Here is a 23,978-nt window from a genome sequence, read left to right as displayed (position 1 = left end):
CGTTTTTAGCTCCTTTTAAAACGTAATATTTTTTTCCCAAATGGCAGTAATAGCCATTCTCTAACAGTAAACAGGCGCAATCGAATCGCGCTGCCGATGAAAAAGACGACGCCAATCGCCACTCCCACCACACTGATTCCCAGTGCCTGCAATCGGTGTTGGACATTACCAAAAAGAAATGCCACACCGCTATAATAAACCAATATACTACAAATCATGATTCCAATACAGAAAATCAATGTTCTGCCGAATTTTCGTTCCCGCCAAAAAGCGTTTAGGCGAGCATCTTCTTTTTTGATCAGCCGCTGTAAAACTATCGCTAAGCCGGCCAACGTTCCTAAGCTGGCACCCACCGTCCCAAATAGCGCCGTCAATCCCCAAGTGGCAATACATTTCACCAAAAGACCCAACCCGGCTGCTTGGATTGATGTACGGAAGCGGTTTTTGCTTTGGGCAATACTTTGATAGGCTTGGATCATCCCCATCAAAAACACGGAAAAAACAAATAGAGTCAGTGTTTCATTTCCGGAAAAATCCTTGAACAGGGCAAAATTCACATAGGGAAGTAATAAAACTAGGCCCACGGAAGCCGCCAGCGCAATACTCGCCGTCAAACGCAGATAAATTTTGGCGGAATTACGAAACAGGCGTTGATTTTCTTGGTGAAGATACCCCGTCAATGCCGGCAAAAAAGTCGAACTTAATGCTGTTGCAGCCACGAGTCCCAACTGTACTAATGGCTGTCCCCGATCGTAAACACCCTTGGCGATTCGTGCCGCCTGTTGTGTCAGTCCGTAGGTTTCCAACGCATTGGTAATGACAAAGGAATCAATCAGCTGAAATAAAATCAGCAGACCACTATAAATAAAAAGCAGACCGCCTTCAATTAAAAAACGTCGCCGTAAGTCCGGATCTTGAGGAGAAAAAAGCGGCAAACGATTCAAACCTAACGTTCGGCCATGAATTTTTTTTTCGTAATGGGCTAAAATCAGCCACGCGGCAGAACCGCCGACCACTGCCCCAAGCATGGCGATTGTTCCGGTTTGATAGATAGACAAACCAAAATGGCGAAAAGCCCAAGCCGCAAGCAATATCACGCTGACCCGCAGCAACTGTTCCACCACCTGCGAAACAGCAGAAGGTACCATTTGAAGATTCCCCTGAAAATTTCCCCGATAAAAGGCCAACGGAGCAACCAATAAAAAGGCGAAGGACACCACCCGAATCAACACTGCTAACTGGGCATTTCCCATCAGGTAAGCGAAAGCTCCCGCACCAAAAAAAGTAGCTCCCCACAACAGAACCGAAGTCCATAAAACCAATGGATACAGTTTTTCCATGCCTTCTCGTTGCGCTTTTAGCGTAGGCTTTTCTGCAATATATTTGGAGATAAACTGCGGCAGCCCGGAAAGCGCCAGCGTCATCGCCATGCCATAGATTGGATAAACCTGCTGGTACACATAGAAGCCTTCATCCCCCACCACGTTTTGAAAGGGAACTCGATAGACTGCACTCAGTAATTTCGCCACAAAAGATGCCAACGTCAGCACGAAGGCCCCTTGCATGACTGTCTTCATTTGATTTTTTGCCACAAGTTCGCCTCCGCTCTTTTCTGATTTTTACATGGATTGCTCGTTATTCCGGTTTTTTTGTTTTGTATTTTTCTGCCCGTAATGCTTTAACAAAAGACTGAATTTCTTGCAGCCAGACAATCTCCGACATTTTTTGTGGAATCGTCAGTGTAATCTGCATTTTTTCATTGCTGACTCCCAACGCCGCTTTCAGCTTCGTTGCCGTCAACGCTTCAAACAATTGCTCAACAGAATATGTTTTCGTTCCCACCTTGCTCAACACAAAACGCAGCTGCTGCTGTTCCTTGCGAATCGTTTCCAGCAGGGCGCGGTCGCCATCCATCTTGATTTGTCCGATTGTCAGCAAATGAGCCACTTCATCAGGATACTCACCAAAACGATCTAACAAATCATCTTGAACTTCATCCAACATTTCTTCTGTTTCCAATTCGCGGATTCGTTTGTAAATCTCGATTTTTTGCCGTTCATCTTCAATATAGGTTCCCGGCAGATAGGCATCGATTCCCAAATCGATTTCCACGGAGGTTTTTTCGGTTTGCGTATTCTTTCCTTGTTTTCGTGCCACAGCTTCAGACAGCATTTGAGAGTACATATCAAACCCAACGGCATCAATAAAGCCATGCTGCTGTGCTCCCAACAGATTTCCCGCACCCCGAATCGACAAATCCCGCATTGCAATTTTAAAGCCGGAACCCAATTCCGTAAAATCTTTGATGGCTTGCAGCCGTTTTTCACTGACTTCATTCAATACTTTTTGCTGTTCATACATAAAGTAGGCATAAGCGACCCGATTTGACCGACCGACACGTCCTCGCAATTGATACAGGGTGGATAAACCCATATAATCAGCATTTTCAACGAATAACGTATTGGCATTGGGAATGTCAACACCGGTTTCGATGATGGTGGTAGTGACTAACACGTCATACTGCCCCTCGATAAAATCAAATAGCGTATTTTCTAATTGAATTTCCGTCATCTGACCATGCGCAAAACCGATTCGAGCATCCGGCACCAGCGCTTGGATTTCATCAACTTTTTTCTCAATTGTAGCAACCCGGTTGTACAAGTAGAAAACCTGTCCTCCCCGAGCCATTTCCCGCAAAATCGCTTCACGGATTGCACCGGGATTGGTTTCCATCACATAGGTTTGAATGGGGTAGCGGTTTTCCGGCGGCGTTTCGATGACTGATAAATCACGAACCCCCAGCATCGACATGTGCAACGTACGGGGAATCGGTGTTGCCGTCAACGTCAAGACATCGACTTGTGAACGAAGTTGTTTCAACCGTTCCTTATGCTTCACGCCAAAACGCTGTTCCTCATCTACTACCAACAAACCTAAATCAGAAAACTGCACATCTTTTGACAATAGACGATGGGTACCCACCACGATATCCACTTGACCGGTCCGTAATTGTTCAATGGTTTCTTCCTGTTGCTTTTTCGTACGGAATCGACTCAGCAAACCGATATTTACCGGAAACCCTTCAAAACGATCCATCATGGTTTCATAATGCTGTTGCGCCAAAATCGTTGTCGGAACTAAAAAAGCGACCTGTTTGCTTTCCTTAATGGCTTTAAAAGCTGCCCGCAAAGCTACTTCTGTTTTCCCAAAGCCCACATCGCCGACTAGCAGCCGATCCATTGGCTTGGTTTTTTCCATGTCGTGCTTGATTTCTGCCGTACTCCGCAACTGATCGTCGGTTTCCGTATAAGCAAAGGCATCCTCAAATTCTTGCTGGTACCCGTCATCCGGCCCAAACGCATACCCTTTTTCTGATTCTCGTTTGGCATACAGTGCAATCAAATCATCTGCGATATCTTCGATTCGACTGGATACTTTGCGTTTTGTTTTGCTCCATTCACTGCCGCCAAGTTTGTTGATCTTTGGCGTTTTTGATTCAGAAGCCACATATTTTTGGATCAAATTCAACTGAGTGACTGGAATAAATAATTTGTCCTCGTTTTGGTACACAATCGTGAGGTAATCTTGATGGACACCGTCGACTTCCAACGTCTGCATCCCGATAAATTTCCCAATCCCATGATTGGCATGAACGACAAAATCCCCGGGCTTCAATTCATTATAGCTTTTTAGCCGTTCGGCATTGGAAATCGTCTGCCGCCGCGCACGTTTTTTCTTGACCTTTTGAAAAATCTCTTTTTCCGTCACTACCACTAACCGATCCTGCGGCAATTCAAATCCGCTTTGTAGACTCCCTTGGATGATTTGGGTACGTCCGGTTATTATTTTGTTGGCCGCTGCCTGCACCGCATAAATTTCATGGTCTCGAAAATCATTTTCCATTTTTTGTGCGCGTTCAGCATCTGCCACCACAAAAATCACTGTCTGTTGTTGTTTTTCCCAACGGTCGATTTCTGCTTTTAACAAACCGATTTGGCTGAAAAATTGTTGCATCGGGCGGTATTGAAAATTATGGATTGCTTGAAAGCGCAGATTTCCCATTCCTTTTTGGAACAACGCAAAAAACGTAGTGACAAAATTTTCTTTTTGGAAAAATTGATGACTGTCACTGCCAAAATGTTGTTCAGAAAAGACCCGCAGCTCTTCGATTCGTTGCGTCTGCCATTCTGCTTCTTCCCGTTCGATTTCCCGATTTGTTTCCATAATTCGGGGATAATCGTCCACAAACAACAGACTGTCAGGCAGAAAGTAATCTGCTACTGTATGCTCTTCTTCGTACAACAAATCTGCATAGTAGTTCGCATTTTCTCCCGGCAAATTTGCTTGCCAAGAAGCCGCTAATTGACCAAAATAATCTGTTAAAAATTCCTTGTCTGTGGCTTCTTTCGTAACGGCCAAACGTTTTTTCAGAACTTCCTCCAGCCGCTGCCGCCCGTGAGCCATATCGGCTTCTGAAAAAACCAATTCAGTGGTCGGCGTAATCGTGACCTGCTCCACATTGCCCACAGATCGTTGCGTCTCCACGTCAAAATAGCGCATTGAATCGATTTCGACATCAAACAATTCAATACGGATTGGATATTCAGAGGTGATGGGATAAATATCAAGGATACTACCGCGAATACTGAATTCGCCGGGTTTCCCAATCATGCTTTGGCGTTCATAGCCCATTAAAAGCAAAGTTTGTGGCAATTTTTCCAGTGCAAGTTCCGTGCCGATGTTCCAATGAAGCTGGTACTCCCGCCAGGTTTGCGGATCAGGTAATAATTTTCGTAGAGCCGCTACCGGTACGACGTAAATTCCTTTTTTTTGCTGACTGACCGCATTTAAGGTTTCTACTCGTTCCGCCCGAGCTTCTGGAGAAGAAAATGCCATCTCCGCCGACAACACTTCGTCCACCGGAAAGAGGTAAACATTCTCTTCCAAGTTACGTAAATCTTCCGTTATCTGATTGGCATAGTACAGATTAGGTGTGACCAAAATAATTTGTTTTTGAAATTTTTGATACGTTCCAAGAATTGCCAACGTTTTTGCCGAACCGGATAATCCCGTCAGCAATTGCCGCTTGGCTTGTTGCTTGATTTGTTCCTGCCACTGATTGATCAGTGGCGTTTGGTTCATAACATCAACCAAGTTCATTGTTTTGCCCCTCGTTCATTTTAATGTATGCCATTTCCTTACTAGAAAATGACGTTTGATTTTCTCTACGCATATCATTCCGCTAGACCACTTGGTAAAAGTGGAACTGAAATTCGTGTTTATTAATAGTAATAAAATTTCTGTGTCTGTTTAATTAAAGTGGTTCATCGTTGCGGTGAAGTCTTGGTTTTCAAGGTAAAATTCACAGGCTGCCACCGCTTTGTCAATGCTGGCTGCAATCGTTGGCAGATCTTCTTTGGCAAAGGGACTCAAGACGTGATTCACTACAGTCATCCCTGCACGTGGTCGGTCGATCCCGATTTTCACACGATCAAAAACAGTGGTGCCTAAATGAGAAATCAGACTCTTCATTCCATTATGTCCCCCCGCACTACCCTTTTGTCGCAGTCGAATTTTTCCTAGCGCCAAATCCAAATCATCGTAAACAACCACCAGCTCTTCAGGAAGAATGCCATAATAGGTCATCAACGGTCCAACAGCACGACCAGAATCATTCATAAATGTTTGAGGCTTCACAAGAAATACTTTTTCTCCATTACTAAAAAAGTCGGCGATTTCCGCTTCGAAAGGACTTGTTTTAAAGCTGATCTGCTGTTTCTTTGCCAACTGGTCAACTGTCATAAAGCCGACATTATGTTTTGTCATTTCATATTTTTTTCCGGGATTTCCCAACCCGACAATCATTTTCATAAAACACATTCACTCTTCTCTTCAAACACAAAAGGCTGGACGGTATCACTACCACCCAGTTGTGTCTTTTCTAATTCTAAAAAATTATAACACAGACGAGAAGGTTGTCGTTACCCATAAACCTCTAAATTTTCATTAAACTTTTAAAGAAGCCGCTAAAAATTTGAAAACTGGCAATCCTATTATTTCAACATTGTAAGCTTTTACACAATATAACAGTTAAAAAAACTGTTATAATTTCAAGCGTATTAGATGACAGTCACAAGGAGAAATGGTACGATTGTGTAGGATAGAACAAATCTGAGGAAGGAATGATACAACAATGACAGATGTCGAAAAAAGAGAGTATCTTAAAGATCACCAAAAAGTAATTCTTGTCGGAGATGGTGCAGTAGGTTCCAGTTATGCTTTTGCCTTAGTCACACAAAATATTGCGCAGGAAGTCGGAATCGTTGATATTAACACAGCCAAAACTGAAGGAGATGCACTGGATTTAACCGATGCTCTTGCATGGACTTCACCAAAGAAAATTTACTCTGCCACTTATGCGGATGCCCATGATGCAGATTTAGTTGTCATTACAGCCGGCGCTCCTCAACGTCCTGGAGAAACTCGCTTGGATTTAGTTCACAAAAACTTAAAAATCAATCGCAGTGTTGTGACACAAATCGTAGAATCCGGATTTAACGGAATCTTCTTAGTCGCAGCAAATCCTGTGGATATTTTAACTTACGCAACGTGGAAATTCTCTGGTTTCCCTAAAGAACGCGTTATCGGTTCAGGAACATCTCTTGATTCCGCTCGTTTCCGTCAAAAAATTGCGGAACTTGTTAACGTGGATGCTCGTAACGTCCATGCCTACATTTTAGGTGAACACGGCGATTCAGAATTCCCTGTTTGGTCTCATGCCAACGTTGCTGGTCTGCAAATTTATGAATGGATCAAAAATAATCCTGACGTTGATGAAGAAGCAATGGTCAACATGTTCTTTAGTGTTCGTGATGCTGCTTATACCATTATCGAGAAAAAAGGTGCGACCTTCTATGGTATCGCTACTGCCTTGGCTCGGATCACCCGCGCCATCTTGAATGATGAAAATGCCGTGTTCCCATTATCTGTTTATTTGGATGGCGAATACGATCAAAACGACATTTATATCGGTGCTCCTGCCGTAATCAACGCGCAAGGTATCCAACAAGTTATCCAAATTCCATTGACAGATTCCGAACAAGATCGGATGAACGCTTCTGCTTCAGAATTGAAAGCAATTTTGACACAAGCATTCAGCGACCTTGAAAAAGAAGACGCAGAAAACAAATAAAAAAATAGGACTCATCCATTCGATGGGTCCTATTTTTTCTTTTTTTACTTTCTAATTAACCATCAATTATTACATTAAGGTTTTCTAAGTTTATCTTTAGTTTCAAGCATTATATTCGTTTTTTTTCTTTAATGTGCTATCATAAATTTACATATTTTGATATTCAATTTAAATCTACTTAGAGGAGCATTCTTAATGACCAGAGCATCGCGCCATAAATCACATAGTAAAACCATTATTTTCGTCATCCTAGGTCTAATCGTCGCGATTTCTGCGGGCTATTTTATTCGTGGAAATCATTACGCCGAACGTTTTTTGCCCAACACAACAATTAATGATGTGGGCATCAGCAATTTAACGGTTACTGCAGCAAACAAGAAGCTGAAGGGAAATGCCGACGAGCAGGAGTTTTCGATTACAGACGATGGTCAGGTTTGGAAAAGTCTCAAAAAGACCCAATTAGGTTTAAAAACGGATTATACTTCTGAGCTGAATAAAGTTCTTTCTTCTCAAAACCAATGGACTTGGGGTGTTGCCTATGTCTTTGCTGCTGAGAAAGATTCCCTGGACGGCGTTGCCGTAGATGAAGACAAATTAAATCAAGAAATCAGTACATTGGAAACCGAATTGACCGCATTGAATAAAGAGCGGACAGCTACTCAAGATGCCAAGCTGGATAAAGAGGCCACCGGCTTTAAGATTACTGCCGAAGTTCAAGGAGATAGCCTAGATACGAAAAAAATTGTTGCTGATTTAAAAAAAGCCGTCAGCTCTTCCGAAGATTCGTTGGAATTAGCGGACTATGTAGAAAAACCAGCCGTTACTTCAACGGATGAGTCCTTGACTAAACAACTGGATGCTCTCAATAAAATCGCAACAATCAACGCAACCTACTCTATTAATGGTGAAACGTTCCAAATTCCTACTGAAACGATTATGGACTGGTTGACCTACAAAGATGAAAAGGCTGCTGTTGATAAAGAAAAAATTCGTAGCTATGTTGCAGATCTCGGAGAGCAATACAACACCAGCACCAATGATTCCACCTTCAACAGTACCAAACGCGGAGAAGTTTCCGTCCCTGCCGGTACTTGGAGCTGGACGATCCAAACAGATGCTGAAACGGATGCCCTAGCAGATGCAATGTTAGCTGGTGAAGATTTCACTCGTTCACCGATTGTCCAAGGAAGCACTACTGCAGATCAAGCATTGATTGGTGATACTTATATCGAAGTCGATTTAGAAAACCAACACATGTGGTATTACAAAGACGGTGCGGTTGCGTTAGAAACTGACGTCATCACCGGAAAACCAAAGACACCAACTCCCGCTGGCGTGTTCTATATTTGGAACAAAGAACGCAATGCCACCTTGAAAGGGCAAAACGACGATGGATCCGATTATGCAAGTCCCGTTGACTACTGGTTGCCTATTGATTGGACCGGTGTAGGTATTCATGATTCTGATTGGCAAACGTCTTACGGTGGTGACTTGTGGAAAACCCGTGGTTCTCACGGCTGTGTCAACACACCACCAAGTGTAATGAAAGAATTGTACGGTTTAGTTTCAGAAGGAACTCCAGTTATCGTCTTTTAGTTTACTAAAAATGGTTCTCGCAAAATTGCGAGAACCATTTTTTTATTCTTCAACAGAAGTAAATACTTCCGATACATCATCGTCATCTTCCAGCTTGTCGATTAACTGGTCTAACTGTGCTTTTTGATCTTCGGCTAAAACAATCGTTGTTTGTGGAATCATGGTTAATTCGGCTTGTGCCAACTTAAAGCCGTCTTTTTCTAATTGATCACGGACTGTAACAAAATCTTCCGGTGCAGTATAAATTTCAAAAACTTCCGGCGAAGTAATCAAGTCTTCTGCTCCAGCTTCCAACACGTCTTCAAACATCGTGTCTTCATCGACTGTCAACCCTTCCCGTTCAATGGCAATATACCCTTTGCGATCAAACAGATAGCTGACAGAACCTGTTTCACCTAGGCTCCCCCCGTTTCGAGTAAAGGCGACACGAACATTGGTGGCTGTCCGATTGCGGTTGTCCGTCAACGTGTGCACAAGAATCGCCACGCCACCGGGTCCATAACCTTCATAGCTTACTTCATCATAATTTGCACTTTCTGCTGCACTGGTGGCTTTTTTGATAGCACGATCTACGTTATCGTTGGGCATATTAGCTGCCTTCGCCTTATCTACTACCAGACGCAAAGCAGGATTCATCGTCGGGTCAGGACCACCTGATTTGGCTGCCATATAGATTTCACGGGAAAGTTTTTGAAATATTTTCCCCCGTTTTGCATCCTGTGCATTTTTTCTGCCTTGAATGTTGTTCCATTTTGAGTGTCCTGACATAAAATTTCCTCCTTCATGCGCCTGCTTCGAAAAAGCGGGACTGACTACTTCTCTATTGTATAACTTTATTGAAAATTTTCAAATTTCTCCTACAACTCGTGATTTATCGTTTTTTTCGCCAGTTCATGAACAGCAACACCAGCAGAACACCTGTCAACGCACCGGCAGAATCCAAGAGGATATCTTGAAACAACGGGGTACGTCCCCCAGTCAGCATTTGATGGTATTCATCCAAGCCGGCATAACCCGTTGCCGCTAACCAGGCAAAAAAAGCACTCCACCAAATAGATTTCATTTTATAAAACAAGGCCAGACAAAAACTGCCCGCCATCACAAAATACGTCAGAAAATGCGCCCCTTTGCGGATAAAAAACTCTACAAAAGAAAAGTATCCTTCCGATTGAATACTGACTTCACTGCCGGCATACATAAACTGAATTCCAGATAGCTGTTCCTTGAATGGTTCATTTTTCAATACTTTTGACAGCAGACCAATCTGCGACTGCTGTTGGTAAGTTTGTGATGAACTGTAAAAAAGAATCGCAATCACCACTAAACCAATCACTAAATAAAAATTAGGATTTTCCCAAATACGCATGAATTCCCTTCCCTTCGTGCCTACTATCTTACCATGTTTCTCTCCTTTTGAAAAAGGACAATCTATTTTCACTTGTGCTATACTAAAGAAGATATTTAATCGAAAGGGGTCTTTTTTTATGAAGTATGCAATCAATTGGGATCTTGATACGATTTTCCCTGGCGGAAGCGCATCTCCTGAATTGCAACAACGTTTAACAAAATTATCCGAGGAGTTAACAAGCTATGGGGATGCTGTACAGCAATTTGATGCGACAGCAGACCAGCTAGCAACAATCATGCAACAGCAAGAAGTCATCACCAACGGCTTCTCTCAATGCGGCTCATTTATCAATGCCCTGCTTTCTGCGGATGTAAATGATGCAAAAGCGAAAATTCTAAGCGGACAGCTTTCTGATTTGCGTCCTCGTTTCCAATTAACAGCAACAATTTTAGCGAAAAAATTGACAGAACTTTCTGATGAAAGCTTTCAAACATTGCTTACTTCAGAAGCCTTGCAACCCATCGCTTTTCGTTTGAAGGAAACTCGTCGTGAAGGACAGGAACAACTTTCAGAAGCAGAGGAAAACATCATCAACACACTTTCTCTTGATGGTTTGGAAGCTTGGAGCCAACATTACGACACCCTTGTCGCAACCATTGAGATTCCTTTCACCCAAGCAGATGGAACCAAAGTAAACCTATCAGCAGGACAAGCTTTCAATAAAATGATGGGCGATCCTGATGCGGCTGTTCGTCAGCAATTATTTGACACTTGGGAAAAAATTTGGGGAGAAAAAGCGGATCTTTTCAGCGATACATTGAACCACTTAGACGGGTTCCGTCTTTCCACCTATAAACTTCACGGTGTGGATGATTATTTGAAACAACCGTTGGAATACAATCGCTTGAAAAAAGAAACCCTTGATGTCATGTGGGATACTGTTCAAAAAAACAAACAACCGATCATTGATTACCTAACTCGTAAAGCACAGCTATTCGGGAAAGAAAAAATGGCATGGCAAGACCAAGATGCCCCAATCATTTTAGGAAACATGGAAGAACGGACCTTCAGCTTTGATGAAGCCGCAGCTTTTATCATTGAGAATTTCCATAAATTCAGTCCTAAAATGTCTAGCTTTGCCAAAAAAGCCTTTGAAAAAAGCTGGATTGAAGCCGAAGATCGTCCTGGCAAACGTCCTGGCGGTTACTGCACGGAATTACCAGAAACCCAAGAATCTCGAATCTTTATGACGTACAGCAACTCTGTCAATGAAGTCGCAACCTTGGCACATGAACTAGGTCATGCGTTTCACAGCAGCGTAATGTGGGATCTGCCTGCATTAAACCGTGACTATGCCATGAACGTTGCCGAAACAGCCAGCACTTTCGCAGAATTGATCGTGGCTGATGCAACCTTGAAGGAAGCCAAAACCAAAGAAGAAAAGATTAATTTATTGGATACAAAAATGCAAAACGCAATTGCGATGTTTATGAATATCCATGCCCGTTATATTTTTGAAAATCATTTTTACCAAGCACGACAAAAAGGATTGGTTTCTACCGATGAAATCACTGAGATGATGGTTAATGCCCAAAAAGAAAGCTACCAAAACGGTCTAGCCAATTACCATCCTCATTTCTGGGCAGCAAAATTGCACTTCTTTATCGATGATGTGCCGTTTTACAACTTCCCATACACCTTTGGTTATCTATTCAGCATGGGAATCTATGCGTATGCTACCAAGCAAGGCACCAGCTTTGAAGATGCCTATATCGCTTTATTGCGAGACACTGCATCAATGACTACCGAAGAACTTGCTGAAAAACATCTACAAGTCGATTTGACAAAACCAGACTTCTGGCAAGCAGGAATCGACATGGTCTTAAAAGACGTAGCAACCTTCATGGAACTGACAGAAGACTATGTAAAATAGTAGCACCTAAAAAACGGACCTCAATTTCTGAGATCCGTTTTTTTGCATATCAAAAAAAGTCGGCGAGATTCGCCGACTTTGCAATTGATTTCAATGATTAACGATGAATATAAGTGTAACCTGATGCACTCAAGGTTTGGATGTTTGGTCCACCTGGTGTACTAAAGCCCATTCCGCCTTGTGAAATTGTAATTGTATTATTTGAAGCGTTGTAAGACTCTACGTAAGCAACATGTCCGTAAGTACCGTCGGCTGTCCAGTCGCCAATTTGTTGACCAGCGCCAAAGACAACAATTGTACCAGCTGCCGGTGTTGAGTTAACCGTGTAGCCATCTGCTGCGGCAGAGCCACCCCATTGTGCCCCATTTCCCCAGTAAGTTCCAGCCCAAGGAGCACGTTTTTTTACATACCAGGTACATTGACCGTAAGAATACATATTTCCTGATGAGCTATGGTCAACGCCATTGCCGCCGCCATCACCATTATCTGTAACTTCGGTATTGTCACTTCCATTATCTTGTTCTTCTGATGATTTATCAGCAGAATCATTGGATGGTGTTGTTGTTTTAGCAGGTGTGTTTGTTGAAACTTCGGCTGCTGCCGCTTCTTGTGCTGCTTTTTCATTCGCTTGACTCTTCGCTTCAGCTGCTGCACGTTCTTCGGCTGCGCGTTTTTGTTCTTCGGCAACTCGTTTTTGTTCTGCTTCTGCTTCTGCTTTTTGTTTCTTCAAGTCTGCTTTGTCATTTTCAGCCGTTGCTTGTTCTGCGGCTAAATCAGCTTTTAAGACATTCAAATTTGCTTGTTTAGAAGCAATACTATCTTTTTGGTCTTGTAATTGACTTTGATTTTCTGCAATTTCAGCAATCTTTGCTTCATTTTCTTTGATGTTTTTTTCGACTTCTTCTTGATCTTGTTTTTGTTGTTCTACTAGATCATTATTGGCATTAACGATCGTTGTCATTGCTTGCACCCGACCGATAGCATCTGTTAATGAATCAGCATCTAATACTGCATCGATGAAGTTCGTGCTTTGTCCGTTGACTTGAACGTCACGAGCTTGTTTTTTGATTGCTTCTTCACGTTTTGCAATCCGAACTTTTAATTTTGCAATCGTATCTTGTAATTTTACAGTATCATTGCTTAATTTTTCTTGTTTTGCTTCTAAGTCATTGACCTTAGCAGTGACATCCGCAATTTCTGCTTCTAATGCATCGATTTGCGCTTGAGCATCTGCTTGTTGTCCTTTTAAGTCATTGATTTTTTGATCTTGTTGTTCGATTTTTTGATCGAAACTATCTGCCGCGGCTACACTTGGAGCGGCTACTGCTGTGAGCGTCAATGAACATACCATTAATGCTGATAACAAACTTTTCTTCACTCTATTTTTCCCCCGACTGGCTTCATTTTCTATCTGAATTTAACCTTAAAATTATATAAGATTCTTTAAATTCTGTTTTACGATAAATGAATTGTAACATAGCCATATGTCAGCCATATAAAAGTAATGTTACAAAAAAATTTCAATTTCCGTTCTAAATAACAATTATTCTAAAGAAAAAGGAATTGAAAACAAAAAAAGAGTCGATGAATTGCTCATCGACTCTAGCATTTATTTTTAATTACATACGAACAGCGAAGCTTGGGCTGTAATATTGATATGAGCTGACCGAAACCATTTGTCCAGGTGCTGGCGCATGAACATATTGTCCTCCACCTAAGGCGATTGCTACGTGTCCAGCACTTCCTACACTACCCCAGAACAACAAATCTCCGGCTTGTGCTTGGCTGATTGGAATTACAGTACCGACTGTACTTTGCGCCCCGGCTGTTCTTGGAAGAGAAATTCCAGAAGCTGCAAATACATATTTTGTAAATCCAGAACAATCGAATCCTTCCGTTGGGTTATTTCCACCCCACGTGTAAGGAACTTTATTAACAAATGATAATGCATAACCTACAACTCCACCATTGCTTGCAGGAGGTGTGGAAACGCTAGGTTTTGATGTTTCCGGTGTTTCTTCAACATCATTATTTGGTGTAGAAGGCGTTTCTTCGACATCGTTATTTGGTGTAGAAGGTGTTTCAACTTCAGTACTTGGTGTAGTTTCTTGATTATTGCTGTTTCCACTAGCAGAACTGCTTTCAGTGGTATTATTACTTTCTGCAGTTGGTGCTTCCGCTACTTCTTGTGCTTCTGCTACTTGACGTTGTTCTTCTTGAACTCGGGCTTGTTCAGCCTCAGCTTCTTCTTTTTTCTTATTCAAATCTGCTTTGTCACTTTCAGCAGTAGCTTGATCAACAGCTAAGGTCGTCTTCAAAACATCCAAATCAGCTTGTTTAGAAATCAATTCACCTTTTTGATCTTCTAAAGTTGCTTGGTTTTCTGTAATTTCAGCTAATTTTTGTTCATTTTTAGCTTTTTTCGTTTTTACTGCTTCTTGGTCTTCTTTTTGTTGTTGAACTAAATCATTGTTGGCATTGACGATTGTTGTCATTGCTTGTACTCGTCCAATTGCATCCGTTAAAGAATCTGCATCTAAAACTGCATCGATAAAGTTCGTGCTTTGTCCATTGACTTGAACGTCACGTGCTTGTTTTTGAATAGCTTCCTCACGTTTTTCAATACGAACTTGTAAATCTTCGATATCTTTTTGTAATGCTTTAGAAGCATCAAAAAGTTTAGATTGTTTAGCTAATAGGTCTTCAGCTTTTGTATTAATAGAAGCAACTTGTTCTTCCAATGCATCGATTTGCGCTTGTGCATCGGCTTGCTTTCCTTTTAATTCATTGATTTTGTTGTCTTGTTGTTCGATTTTTTGATCGATATCATCTGCCGCGGCTACACTTGGAGCGGCTACTGCTGTAAGCGCTAGTGAGCATACCAATAATACTGATACGAAACTTTTCTTCACTCTTCATTCCTCCGACTGGCTTTATTCTTTCAATTAATGGAAATCTATTATAGAAATTTAAATTTTTATAAGATTTCCTAAAGTCATTTCTTAGTGAATTGTACCATAGGGATATGTCAGTCTGATAAAAGAAATGTTACAAAAGTGTTTCAATTAAAGCGTTTCACTCGTTATTTTTTATTGAAAAAGTAATTCGTTCGCTGAGGTTGCCAACTTTTCAATGATTTCTTTCCCAGCAGCTTCAGTTTTATTTCCCTTTGTTAAAATAGCAATGGTGTATCCCTGAGGATTATCCTCCTGATAAACATGTCCAATACTATTGACTGTCCACTCATTGTCTAATGGCAGCCACCCATCTTTAAGTTGAAATTGGCTTCCACCTGCTGAAATTCCCCATTGTTGCGTTTCGTCCACATTGGCCATCAATTCTTTGATATATGTTTGATGTTTCTCTGAAAGGTATTCCGAGTCGTAATAAATAGTATTCAGTAATTTCATTTGATCAGCTGCAGTTGTCGTAGTAGTTCCCCAAGCAGTTGAATCTGATTTGGAATTATCCATCTCCAAGCCTTTAAAAAGTGAATCCAATCCATTATAACCGCCTAGTTCATTCAGTAACAAGGAGCTTGCCGAATCATTGTCACTGTATTCAATCATTTGTTTTGCTAACGCCTGCTCTTCTGCAGTTAACTCTGAATTTTGTGTTTCTTTTTGATGCAACAACTCTACTAAAATTGCTACTTTGATGATACTTGCTGAATAAAATGTCTCCCCTTTAGCTGTTGAGAAATAATAACTCTGCTTTCGATCTGCGGAGTAAATGGCGACATCTACACTACCGGTATAGTCAGCTACCTGTTGCTGCCAAGATTGAGTTAATTTTTCAGAAAGAATTTTGTCCCCAGCTATTTGCATTTTTTCCATATTTTTTTCACTAGTCACTAAATTAGCGGAGAGTTTCTCTTCGACTCTTGTACTGATTTTTGGTGCTTTCGCTACAGATACTCCCGTTGCAATCATCAGAATAATTCCGATAGAAAAAATAACTTTAATTAACTTTTGAGTATCGATTTTCAGTCGACCCAAAAAACTTTCACGATTTGAAAATACAGCTTTACTTTCCATATAAAACCAAAGTATCCCCCCAGCCAATACACCAGCAAGAATCATTGCTATTCCCCAGAACAACTTAGATACTAACAGAATATAGAATGACCAATAAAAAAGAAAAAATAAGCCGTTTTTTTCATCAAATACTAGCCATTTATCCTCATATTTCATCTTGGTTACCAGTAATTTCACGCTATACAGGAAGTAACTACTTAAAATTGTAGTGAAGCCCGCAGTCATATAAAAATACGGACTGCTTAATGAAAAAATAATACTCGTACTAAAGAGAATTATAGCGACAAGGACTACTCGTAAAGAAATCGTTAGCTGGCTGATTTTTGGGGATTTTTCCAGAAAACGTTGACTGGGTACCCTTCCTCCACTTAACGTTGCTGTTACTATCCCACTAAAGAAAGGAAAGGCATGTCTAAATGATGATAGAAGAAGCTCAGCATGCGCCATGCCAGACGCGGTTCCTTGTCCCATGAAGAGATAGCTAATAACAGCAAGTGGAAAGGCAAAAATAAAAAGGACCTTTCGAATTTTTTTCTTAGTCATCTGTCCGTTATTTCTTTTTGTATAGATCAAGAGAAAAAGAAGAGTCACCAAAAAACACTGCATTCCTAATGCTACCGGCCACAATTGGCTAAAGAGAAATTGTCCTTGGTCTGCAAAGGTTATTCCGTGAAAAATCTGATAATAGTTGGTAACAAATCCAAAAATAGCCGCAAGCTGCCGATACCCATCTACTAAGAAGTCATGATTGATTAAGCTGGCAAACGGAAAAAGAATTATAACAAAACCGATAAGCACACCGATTAGTCGAACTATCTTTTTGATGCTATCAGAAAAAAATTTATTTGGTTTCTTTGCAAAAGAATCTATTATCCAAGATGCGACAAAAAAGCCACTAATCGTCAATAGCAGCTCAAAGCCAATGTATCCACCAGTAAAAGCTTTTGGTACTATTAAAAAAAGGAGGAGAACCAATTCTGCAAAATATTGTGGCAGAAAAAACCAATTTATTTTCATTTTACTTGATACACCCCATCCTTAAATTCACCTGTGTAACGTTCCCCGCTTTTTGTTGTCAATGCACCCTTTCCTTCAGTAATTCCCATATTAAATTCGCCTTCGTATTGCCATGTTTTGGAAATAAATTTTCCCTTTCCGTCAAAGTAACCATTAGTGAACTCTCCAACATAGCTGTTGCCATTTGCAAAGGTAACCGTTCCTTTACCTGAGAACTCACCATTTTTCATTTGTTGCTGCCCCTTGACTTGTATTTCACCAAGTTGATAATCCACCGACTGCTGCGATCCGCCTTTTAACGCAAAAAAGCTGCAACATCCCAAAATTAACAACCCTCCAACACTGATAATCTTTTTCATTCTAAACACTCCTGAGAAACCGATGAGGTGAAAAAGAAACTCATCCGTCACTTATCTTTTCATTTCATACGCTACCATTCTCAATTAAAAAGAACAAGTATTTATCGTGGGTTTTTGCAAATTTCCCCAGCGAATTTATAGCCAAAACAAAAAAACCTCCAAAAAATCATTCGACTGCGAACAATTTTTTGAAGGGATAGATACAAAGAACAAATAAAATCATATTTATTAATAGTGTTGGTCCCAAGAAACGGGTAACGAAGAACATACCGTTGACACTGGTCAGCTTAAACAATAACTGGATACCTAGTGTTGCCAGCTCATAGCCGGTGACAAAAATAATCAATCCGAAAAACATCGTGAACAGATTTCGATACAAGGTTTTCGCCATCGTAAACATTAGCCAAACAAGTATTGGTAATGCCACTGCATAGATACCTAAGACGCCGATGTAATAAAAATCATACAAAATCCCCAGAATCAGTGCAGTGATCAACATGAACCGTTTAGAAAGTACCCGACAGCCGCACATCAGGGCTAAAATCAAAAAATGAAATTTCGCCATGTAGACATCCTTCGTCCAGATTTCCAGTAGACGAGTCGCTTGACCATCAAGCAGCATCATAAAAAAGAAAAAAGGTACTGCATAATATTTAACGTATTCTTTTCGCATCCCTTATCCTTCCTTTACCATCCGTTGAACGATCGTCACAACCGACAAATCATACATTTGTGCATAAGGCTTCACGTAGACCTGTGTATCCAAACCAAAGCTGTCAGCTTTCATTTCAATTACTGTTCCGATTGGCAAATCTGCCGGAGAGTTCCCTCCTAATCCGGATGTTTGTACCACATCGCCGGCTTTCAATTTGTTTTCACCGGTCAATTGGTCGACAACCAAGGCATTGGCTTTTTCATCATATTCACTCAGTAAACCAAATGCTTCTCCGCTTTCGCTGGAAATTCGCACAGGAAAATGGTTGGAATTTTGATTTTCTGATGTCAGTAATTCGATTTTAGACGATGCCAGATTGACTTCAATCACTCGACCAATCAGACCCTTTTGCGACAATACCGCCATATTGACCTCAATGCCGTCTTTTGATCCTTTATCTACTACCAACATGTCCTGCCATGAATTTGGTGAACGGGTGATAACATTGGCAGTCACTTTTTCATAATTTGTTAAAGTTTGGTTGAGTTCCAATTCTTCCTTTAAAGATTTGATTTCACGTTCATAGTTTTTATTTTTTTGTGCTACTTCATCGTAGCTGTCGATTTTTTCCTTCAATCGTTCATTTTCACTATACGTTGTAAAAAGATTGTGGACCGAATTGACGCCATTTTCCACCAAACGAATCGGTGTTGAAACGACTTTATCGACAAGTCCTACGCTGTCATTAACAATGGATTGAAAAAAATTGGTTTTGGTTTCTGAGGCACGTTTGGCGGCTGTTACGCTCAAAACGGTTACCACAAAAATCACCAAAATCAACGTGATGATAATATTTTTATTGGGATTAAACTTCTTCACTTGGACACCTCAACTAATTCAGACTGATAGTATTGATTTTACCACTATTTTGGCATAAACAAAAGACAAGCACAGCGTCTTAAGCTTTTTTTTGCAAATCAACTTTCTTTCTTTTCTTTGCAAAAAAACAACCTAATTTTCTATCCTTGTCTCACATTCAATCTTTGCTTTGAATAACCGCAATAATGCCAGAATCAAAAGAAATCTGGGCACTGTCTGTTAAAAATTCATTGCTGGCAAAAGAGGTCGGAACATTGACCTGCTGATTCGTCAACGTGTATTTACTGTTGCTCAATGTTAAATTTTCCACTGGTGTCAAACAGCAATACCCCAAATAAGTCATTCCCGGAACCCGAGTAATCTCATAGCTGCCGGCAGTCAAATACGTCAACTGATTTTGCCGATCGGCCATCGTTAACTGATGCAAAAATGGGGCGAAGCGTGCTTCCACTCCCAACCAAATATTTGCCAGCAAATGATCCAATCGGCCACCGGTTGCACCAACTAGCAGCACTTCCGCTTCAGGAAATGTTTGAAAAACTGCCGCTAATGCCAATTGGGTATCGGTATCATCCTTTTCAGCAGGGGAAGATTTAATTTCTTTGGCTTTTTGAAAAACCAGTTGTCGTTCCGACTCATTCAGGGAATCAAAATCGCCGACTGCCAAATCCAAAGGAAAATCTCTTCCTATTAAATGGTAGCCTCCCCGATCGATCCCTACATAAAAATCATACTGATCCGACAAGGATGGCCATTCTTCCGGCGGTCCTCCGGCTGCGACTAAAATCTTCATTTATGCCCATGCCTCTTTCAAGGCTTGAATTCTTTTTTCCGGCTGTTCGCTGCCATAAATATAGGATCCTGCAACAAAAACTTCTGCCCCGGCTTTTTGACATTTCACCGCTGTTTCCGGCACGATTCCGCCATCCACTTCGATTTCAAAATGATAGCCTTTTTCTTCCCGTAATTGAGCCAATTCAGCAATTTTTTCAACACATTCTTCAATAAAACTTTGTCCGCCAAAGCCCGGATTAACCGTCATAACTAATACAAGATCTGCCATGGACAAAACATGTTTGATCGCTGAAACCGGTGTTCCGGGATTGATGGTCACACCCGCTTTGACATTTTGTGCTTTAATCATTTGGACTGCCCGATGAATATGGGGTGTTGCTTCCTCATGAACCGTGATGATGTCTGCGCCGGCTTTAGCAAAAGCTTCGATATAATTTTCTGGATCAACAATCATCAAATGACAGTCTAACGGCAATTTTGTGATGGGACGAATTGCCGCCACTACATTTGGTCCGATGGTAATGTTCGGTACAAACTGTCCGTCCATCACGTCCACATGGATATAGTCCGCTCCATGCTGTTCAACAAATTGGATATCCCGTTGCAAATTGGCAAAATCCGCGCTTAAAATAGATGGCGCAATTTTCATATTACTCTCTCCTTTTGCGATAAACCGGACGCCGGTTTTCGATTTCTGCTAAAAATTGTAAATAATTATCGTATCTTGTTTGGGCGATTTCTCCACTTGCGACCTGTCGCTTGACCTCGCATTGTGGCTCTTTGTCGTGCATGCACTCCCGAAACTTACAAAGGTGAGAAGCGGCAACAAATTCAGGAAATTCTTTCGGCAGTTCTGTGGACTCAATCGCTAAAAAGTCAATGGAACTAAATCCTGGCGTATCCGCAACTAAGCCATCAGCAATCGACAACAATTCTACATGCCGCGTGGTGTGCTTCCCCCGACCAAGTGAATCCGAAATTGCAGCGGTAGCCAAATCCAACTCCGGCAAAATTTTATTCAACAGGGTAGATTTCCCTGCCCCAGATTGCCCCATAAATACACTGATTCGTTCAGGAAACAAGCGGGTCAAGTCGGCAAAACCATTTTCTGAAGCAATCACCGTGTAGCCGATTTTTTCATAGCAGGCTTTGATCGTCGCCACCAGCGATTTATCCGTTAGTAAATCAATCTTACTTAAATAAATGATGGGTTCGATTGCTTCATACTCCAAAGTCACTAAAAAACGATCCAGCAGATTAAAAGAAAAATTGGGTTCCACCAGACTGGCAACGATGATTCCTTGATCGACATTGGCTACCGGCGGACGGACCAGCTCGTTTTTTCGCGGCAAAATTTCCAGTAGATAGCCGTCTGTCAGGTTGCTGCTTTCAAAAATTACTTCATCTCCGACTAACGGAGTGATTTTGCGGTTACGAAAATTCCCTCTTGCCCGAGTCTGATATACCTGACCCTCAGCTGCGACATAATAAAAGCCGCTCAACGCTTTTCGAATTTGCCCTCTCACGAGATTCCCCCTTGCTTTGTTCATTACCTATTTCCTGATAATCATCCGTTACTTTCGATTCTCTTCATGGTTCATTCTAACATAGATTAGAGGAATGATTAACTGGGGATTCCATTTCCTATATTATTCAATCGACATTAGTAAAAAAAATCATATTCCCCTATCTATAAGCAATATCTCAATTTTCTTGAATTCGACTCATTAACATAAAATGCTTCAATTAAATAATTCTGTTGAACTTGCTGTGTAGTGAGCTGATTCTCTTTTGCTATCTGCTTGATTTTTGATTTAAAACTCATTGCATTCTTGAACCTCACAATAACACTCCCATATAATTTCTAACTTTTTCTTCTACTCCAAACATCCGAGCGTATCGGAACAACTTATTTACATCTTTTTCTTTGTCTGTAGCATAGCGCTTAAATGCAGGTATAACTTGCTCGAAATCTGCATCATACTTAGGTTTTAATAATTCTGCCAACACCCGTTCGATTTCATAGACCTTTACTAAGGTACCTCCAGGGCGTTTCGCTTCAATGATTCCCATCTCATACTGTTCATTTTTGCTGATGGTTACTGGTCGGATATTATCAGCCTTCATCCTTGTGGTTGAGGTACCTTGCTTAAAGGTCATTACAATCTGTATAGGCACTCGATCTGAATACCCTAACAAATAAAGAGCCGTTTCATGCGAAAAAATCCCCTTTGGATATCTTTGTTGCAACAGAAAAAAATCATCTGCATAGCCATTTTTGGTAACATAAATACCTCGTTGAACTGGAAATATTTTTTCTAGCCTCTCTAAATCTTGTAATACCCATCTGCCTACGCCAAGTTTCTTTAATTCTTTAGTAGTAATAATTCCATTATTTTGATTGGCAAATCTTAAAACTTTTTCTACTTGAGTCATAGTTATCACCTACTTCTATGCTAATATCCTGTGTTTATTATAGCATATTAGCAGGTTTCACTCTACTTACTTTTTCCCGGTATTTTTTTCAAGCAGCACAAAAAAACGCCCCTAGAAAGGAGCGTGGTGGATAGCGCAGCAAGAAAGAACCTGATTCGTTAAAAGTGAAATGTCGAGATTTTCTGCGTTCTGCACTATCAAGGAGCGGAAAGCCGTTTCGAATAATTGGCAAATAAACGGCTTCCCGATGAAAAAGATTTCGTACCTAAAGTATACGTTTAGCGAAAGAAAATTGAAAATGCGTATCGGGATATTTTTCTATTTGTAAAACGGGTGACCCTTCCCGCTGTTCAACTTTCTACTAAGCGTATCTGCACCTATATTAACGATGTTGTCATCCATGCTAGAGAAACGAATTTACAAATTTCCTAAGATTTCTTCCTAACCTCTAACCTTTTTCGCTGAACGCAATTTATCGATTTTTTTCTCTAACGCATGGATGGTGAAAAGAAAATCATTGTAAAATGCGTGGAAAAGCTGTGCTTGGGCATGATATTCGCCGCTGAGTTTTTTCTTGTTTAAGGAATCAGAGCTTTCATCAAAATAGTGTTTCATCACTGTTAACGGTTCTGCCCACGAAGCTAATTTTTCCAACTCACTTTTTAATAAGTAAATTTCTTGATGGGTAATAGCTTTAATCGGCTGCTTATTCTTTGTCTGATATTTTCCTACCTTTACAATATCCATCTAACCTTCCTCCAATTAAGTGAAATTTATTTTTTACATCTTTGCTATCAAAAAATCCATAAAAAAGAGGTACCGGACGACTGTCCAATACCTCTGACATAGCAAATAAACGAGCAGCGGTCTACCTTGATAACTTCCTAACTTCAAATAAAAATTGCACTAAACCGATAGAAATCCAGCATAAAATTAGGTACAATTAACAAGGTTAGTGCTTGCACTAACTATGGCAACTTGATTGATCAGTTCGTCCTGATTTTTCAAGGCCTTGTGGTTTAGCGTCAACTAAACTGCAAGGTGCCTTTTTTTATTCGATTTATCCCGTCAAACGGAAAATATTAAAGAGTACAAATCTAATACAACAATTTCACTTTAGCCACGCACTCATTTATTATCTCTAGAGGCGCTTTTTCTACAAATGAAAAGCCCCTAGATGCTATGTCGATCATTCGATGATGTTCCAAAAGTATTTCACCCTTGCTTTTAAGATCAGTAGTTAAAGGAACATGCAATGGAAAACTTTTTTCTTTAGTAGTTATAGGTGCAATTCCCACCATATAATTTAGGAACTTATTAGGCTTGGAGAGAATAATACAAGGACGTTTCCCCATCTGTTCATGTCCCTTAGTTGAATTTAAGTTCACATAAATGATATCTCCTTGTTCTAAATCACGATAATCCTTTTTAACGACCATTAAACTATTTCCCTTCCCACAGGATTTCCCCAATCAAATTTCTCCTCTTCCCCTAGCGGAGAACCTTCATAGTCTTCAAATAATTCATCCAATGTACTAGGAATATCCTTCTTTGGTGTTAAAACAATTTTTCCATAGTCGATGACCATGTCAAATTTTGTGGCAGAAGGATCTCCCAGTTCACTTAGTTCTTCTTTACTAATCCTAAATCCCTGTGAATTTCCCCATTTCTTTAATTCAATCTCTTTAGCTAACATGGTATCAACTCCTCACTTAAAGTATATACATGTAT

21 protein-coding genes are annotated in these 23,978 nt (G+C 40.7%); 3 read left to right on the top strand and 18 right to left on the bottom strand.

Going from position 1 to position 23,978, the window contains the following annotated elements; genetic code table 11:
- Nucleotides 1–5: 5 nt before the first annotated feature.
- The 3 genes from BN1875_RS03015 to pth form a co-directional block, all read right to left on the bottom strand.
- Complete coding sequence (locus BN1875_RS03015) at nt 6–1,592, bottom strand: putative polysaccharide biosynthesis protein (protein ID WP_048603376.1); 1,587 nt, start codon at nt 1,590–1,592, stop codon at nt 6–8.
- Nucleotides 1,593–1,635: 43 nt separating this feature from the next.
- A complete protein-coding gene (gene mfd, locus BN1875_RS03010) occupies nt 1,636–5,142 on the bottom strand; it encodes a transcription-repair coupling factor (protein WP_390622577.1) in 3,507 nt (1,168 codons plus the stop codon).
- A gap of 168 nt (nt 5,143–5,310) precedes the next feature.
- A complete protein-coding gene (gene pth / locus BN1875_RS03005) occupies nt 5,311–5,871 on the bottom strand; it encodes an aminoacyl-tRNA hydrolase (RefSeq protein ID WP_048603401.1) in 561 nt (186 codons plus the stop codon).
- A 322-nt stretch (nt 5,872–6,193) separates the two neighbouring features.
- On the opposite strand from pth, the gene BN1875_RS03000 reads away from it, so the two are divergent.
- Both BN1875_RS03000 and BN1875_RS02995 read left to right on the top strand, forming a co-directional pair.
- Nucleotides 6,194–7,192: an L-lactate dehydrogenase gene (locus tag BN1875_RS03000; RefSeq protein WP_048603374.1), complete on the top strand. Its 999-nt coding sequence runs from the start codon at nt 6,194–6,196 to the stop codon at nt 7,190–7,192.
- A gap of 195 nt (nt 7,193–7,387) precedes the next feature.
- The gene (locus tag BN1875_RS02995; protein WP_048603373.1) at nt 7,388–8,788 is read left to right on the top strand and encodes a L,D-transpeptidase family protein; all 1,401 of its coding nucleotides are present in this window, start codon (nt 7,388–7,390) and stop codon (nt 8,786–8,788) included.
- A 42-nt stretch (nt 8,789–8,830) separates the two neighbouring features.
- Here BN1875_RS02995 and BN1875_RS02990 read toward each other — a convergent pair whose 3' ends face one another.
- Nucleotides 8,831–9,556: a YebC/PmpR family DNA-binding transcriptional regulator gene (locus BN1875_RS02990; protein ID WP_048603372.1), complete on the bottom strand. Its 726-nt coding sequence runs from the start codon at nt 9,554–9,556 to the stop codon at nt 8,831–8,833.
- Between the two features lie 103 nt (nt 9,557–9,659).
- Entirely contained in the window at nt 9,660–10,154 is a 495-nt protein-coding gene (locus tag BN1875_RS02985) for a VanZ family protein (protein WP_048603371.1), read from the bottom strand.
- Nucleotides 10,155–10,272: 118 nt separating this feature from the next.
- Here BN1875_RS02985 and BN1875_RS02980 point away from each other — a divergent pair, with 118 nt between their 5' ends.
- Nucleotides 10,273–12,069 carry a M3 family oligoendopeptidase gene (locus BN1875_RS02980; protein ID WP_048603370.1) on the top strand — a complete coding sequence of 599 codons (1,797 nt, stop codon included), beginning with the start codon at nt 10,273–10,275 and terminating at the stop codon, nt 12,067–12,069.
- Nucleotides 12,070–12,166: 97 nt separating this feature from the next.
- Here BN1875_RS02980 and BN1875_RS02975 read toward each other — a convergent pair whose 3' ends face one another.
- From BN1875_RS02975 to BN1875_RS02915, 13 genes are all read right to left on the bottom strand, one after another.
- Entirely contained in the window at nt 12,167–13,447 is a 1,281-nt protein-coding gene (locus tag BN1875_RS02975) for a CHAP domain-containing protein (RefSeq protein WP_048603369.1), read from the bottom strand.
- A gap of 241 nt (nt 13,448–13,688) precedes the next feature.
- Nucleotides 13,689–14,981 (bottom strand): C40 family peptidase, encoded by a 1,293-nt coding sequence (locus BN1875_RS02970; protein ID WP_048603368.1) that lies wholly within the window; start codon nt 14,979–14,981, stop codon nt 13,689–13,691.
- A 177-nt stretch (nt 14,982–15,158) separates the two neighbouring features.
- Nucleotides 15,159–17,123, bottom strand: a complete 1,965-nt coding sequence (locus tag BN1875_RS13495) for a serine hydrolase (RefSeq protein ID WP_048603367.1) — start codon at nt 17,121–17,123, stop codon at nt 15,159–15,161.
- Nucleotides 17,120–17,482: an MORN repeat-containing protein gene (locus BN1875_RS02960; protein ID WP_053082144.1), complete on the bottom strand. Its 363-nt coding sequence runs from the start codon at nt 17,480–17,482 to the stop codon at nt 17,120–17,122. The genes BN1875_RS13495 and BN1875_RS02960 overlap by 4 nt, the downstream gene beginning before the upstream one ends.
- A 166-nt stretch (nt 17,483–17,648) precedes the next feature.
- On the bottom strand, nt 17,649–18,155 hold the full coding sequence (gene mreD, locus BN1875_RS02955) for a rod shape-determining protein MreD (protein ID WP_048603366.1): 507 nt from the start codon (nt 18,153–18,155) through the stop codon (nt 17,649–17,651).
- A gap of 3 nt (nt 18,156–18,158) precedes the next feature.
- Nucleotides 18,159–19,016, bottom strand: coding sequence for a rod shape-determining protein MreC (mreC, locus tag BN1875_RS02950; protein ID WP_048603365.1), 858 nt, complete (start codon nt 19,014–19,016; stop codon nt 18,159–18,161).
- Between the two features lie 157 nt (nt 19,017–19,173).
- A complete protein-coding gene (locus tag BN1875_RS02945; RefSeq protein ID WP_048603364.1) occupies nt 19,174–19,809 on the bottom strand; it encodes a thiamine diphosphokinase in 636 nt (211 codons plus the stop codon).
- A complete protein-coding gene (rpe, locus tag BN1875_RS02940; protein WP_048603363.1) occupies nt 19,810–20,460 on the bottom strand; it encodes a ribulose-phosphate 3-epimerase in 651 nt (216 codons plus the stop codon). It abuts the gene before it with no gap.
- 1 nt (nt 20,461) lies between these two features.
- Nucleotides 20,462–21,361: a ribosome small subunit-dependent GTPase A gene (gene rsgA, locus BN1875_RS02935; protein ID WP_048603362.1), complete on the bottom strand. Its 900-nt coding sequence runs from the start codon at nt 21,359–21,361 to the stop codon at nt 20,462–20,464.
- 289 nt (nt 21,362–21,650) lie between these two features.
- Nucleotides 21,651–22,247, bottom strand: a complete 597-nt coding sequence (locus tag BN1875_RS02930) for a type IV toxin-antitoxin system AbiEi family antitoxin domain-containing protein (protein ID WP_048603361.1) — start codon at nt 22,245–22,247, stop codon at nt 21,651–21,653.
- Nucleotides 22,248–22,688: 441 nt separating this feature from the next.
- Entirely contained in the window at nt 22,689–22,994 is a 306-nt protein-coding gene (locus tag BN1875_RS02925; RefSeq protein WP_048603360.1) for a hypothetical protein, read from the bottom strand.
- A gap of 350 nt (nt 22,995–23,344) precedes the next feature.
- Nucleotides 23,345–23,686, bottom strand: coding sequence for a type II toxin-antitoxin system PemK/MazF family toxin (locus BN1875_RS02920; protein WP_048603359.1), 342 nt, complete (start codon nt 23,684–23,686; stop codon nt 23,345–23,347).
- Nucleotides 23,686–23,943: an AbrB/MazE/SpoVT family DNA-binding domain-containing protein gene (locus BN1875_RS02915; RefSeq protein ID WP_048603358.1), complete on the bottom strand. Its 258-nt coding sequence runs from the start codon at nt 23,941–23,943 to the stop codon at nt 23,686–23,688. Before BN1875_RS02915 ends, BN1875_RS02920 begins: the two co-directional genes overlap by 1 nt.
- Nucleotides 23,944–23,978 lie beyond the last annotated feature (35 nt).

The organism is Enterococcus massiliensis, from assembly GCF_001050095.1.
Taxonomy (GTDB): Bacteria; Bacillota; Bacilli; order Lactobacillales; family Enterococcaceae; genus Enterococcus_C; species Enterococcus_C songbeiensis.
Note: the sequence above shows the minus strand (reverse complement) of the source record. Positions and strands in the feature narration are given on the sequence as shown.

Bases quoted from the DNA above. Each gene is read 5' to 3' on its own strand.
- BN1875_RS02915 (WP_048603358.1), bottom strand. From the start codon at position 23,943: ATGTTAGCTAAAGAGATTGAATTAAAGAAATGGGGAAATTCACAGGGA.
- mfd (WP_390622577.1), bottom strand. From the start codon at position 5,142: ATGAACCAAACGCCACTGATCAATCAGTGGCAGGAACAAATCAAGCAA.
- BN1875_RS02990 (WP_048603372.1), bottom strand. From the start codon at position 9,556: ATGTCAGGACACTCAAAATGGAACAACATTCAAGGCAGAAAAAATGCA.
- pth (WP_048603401.1), bottom strand. From the start codon at position 5,871: ATGAAAATGATTGTCGGGTTGGGAAATCCCGGAAAAAAATATGAAATG.
- BN1875_RS02995 (WP_048603373.1), top strand. From the start codon at position 7,388: ATGACCAGAGCATCGCGCCATAAATCACATAGTAAAACCATTATTTTC.
- BN1875_RS03000 (WP_048603374.1), top strand. From the start codon at position 6,194: ATGACAGATGTCGAAAAAAGAGAGTATCTTAAAGATCACCAAAAAGTA.
- BN1875_RS02960 (WP_053082144.1), bottom strand. From the start codon at position 17,482: ATGAAAAAGATTATCAGTGTTGGAGGGTTGTTAATTTTGGGATGTTGC.
- BN1875_RS02980 (WP_048603370.1), top strand. From the start codon at position 10,273: ATGAAGTATGCAATCAATTGGGATCTTGATACGATTTTCCCTGGCGGA.
- BN1875_RS02945 (WP_048603364.1), bottom strand. From the start codon at position 19,809: ATGAAGATTTTAGTCGCAGCCGGAGGACCGCCGGAAGAATGGCCATCC.
- rpe (WP_048603363.1), bottom strand. From the start codon at position 20,460: ATGAAAATTGCGCCATCTATTTTAAGCGCGGATTTTGCCAATTTGCAA.
- rsgA (WP_048603362.1), bottom strand. From the start codon at position 21,361: ATGAACAAAGCAAGGGGGAATCTCGTGAGAGGGCAAATTCGAAAAGCG.
- BN1875_RS02985 (WP_048603371.1), bottom strand. From the start codon at position 10,154: ATGCGTATTTGGGAAAATCCTAATTTTTATTTAGTGATTGGTTTAGTG.
- BN1875_RS02920 (WP_048603359.1), bottom strand. From the start codon at position 23,686: ATGGTCGTTAAAAAGGATTATCGTGATTTAGAACAAGGAGATATCATT.
- BN1875_RS02925 (WP_048603360.1), bottom strand. From the start codon at position 22,994: ATGGATATTGTAAAGGTAGGAAAATATCAGACAAAGAATAAGCAGCCG.
- BN1875_RS13495 (WP_048603367.1), bottom strand. From the start codon at position 17,123: ATGAAAATAAATTGGTTTTTTCTGCCACAATATTTTGCAGAATTGGTT.
- mreD (WP_048603366.1), bottom strand. From the start codon at position 18,155: ATGCGAAAAGAATACGTTAAATATTATGCAGTACCTTTTTTCTTTTTT.
- BN1875_RS02930 (WP_048603361.1), bottom strand. From the start codon at position 22,247: ATGACTCAAGTAGAAAAAGTTTTAAGATTTGCCAATCAAAATAATGGA.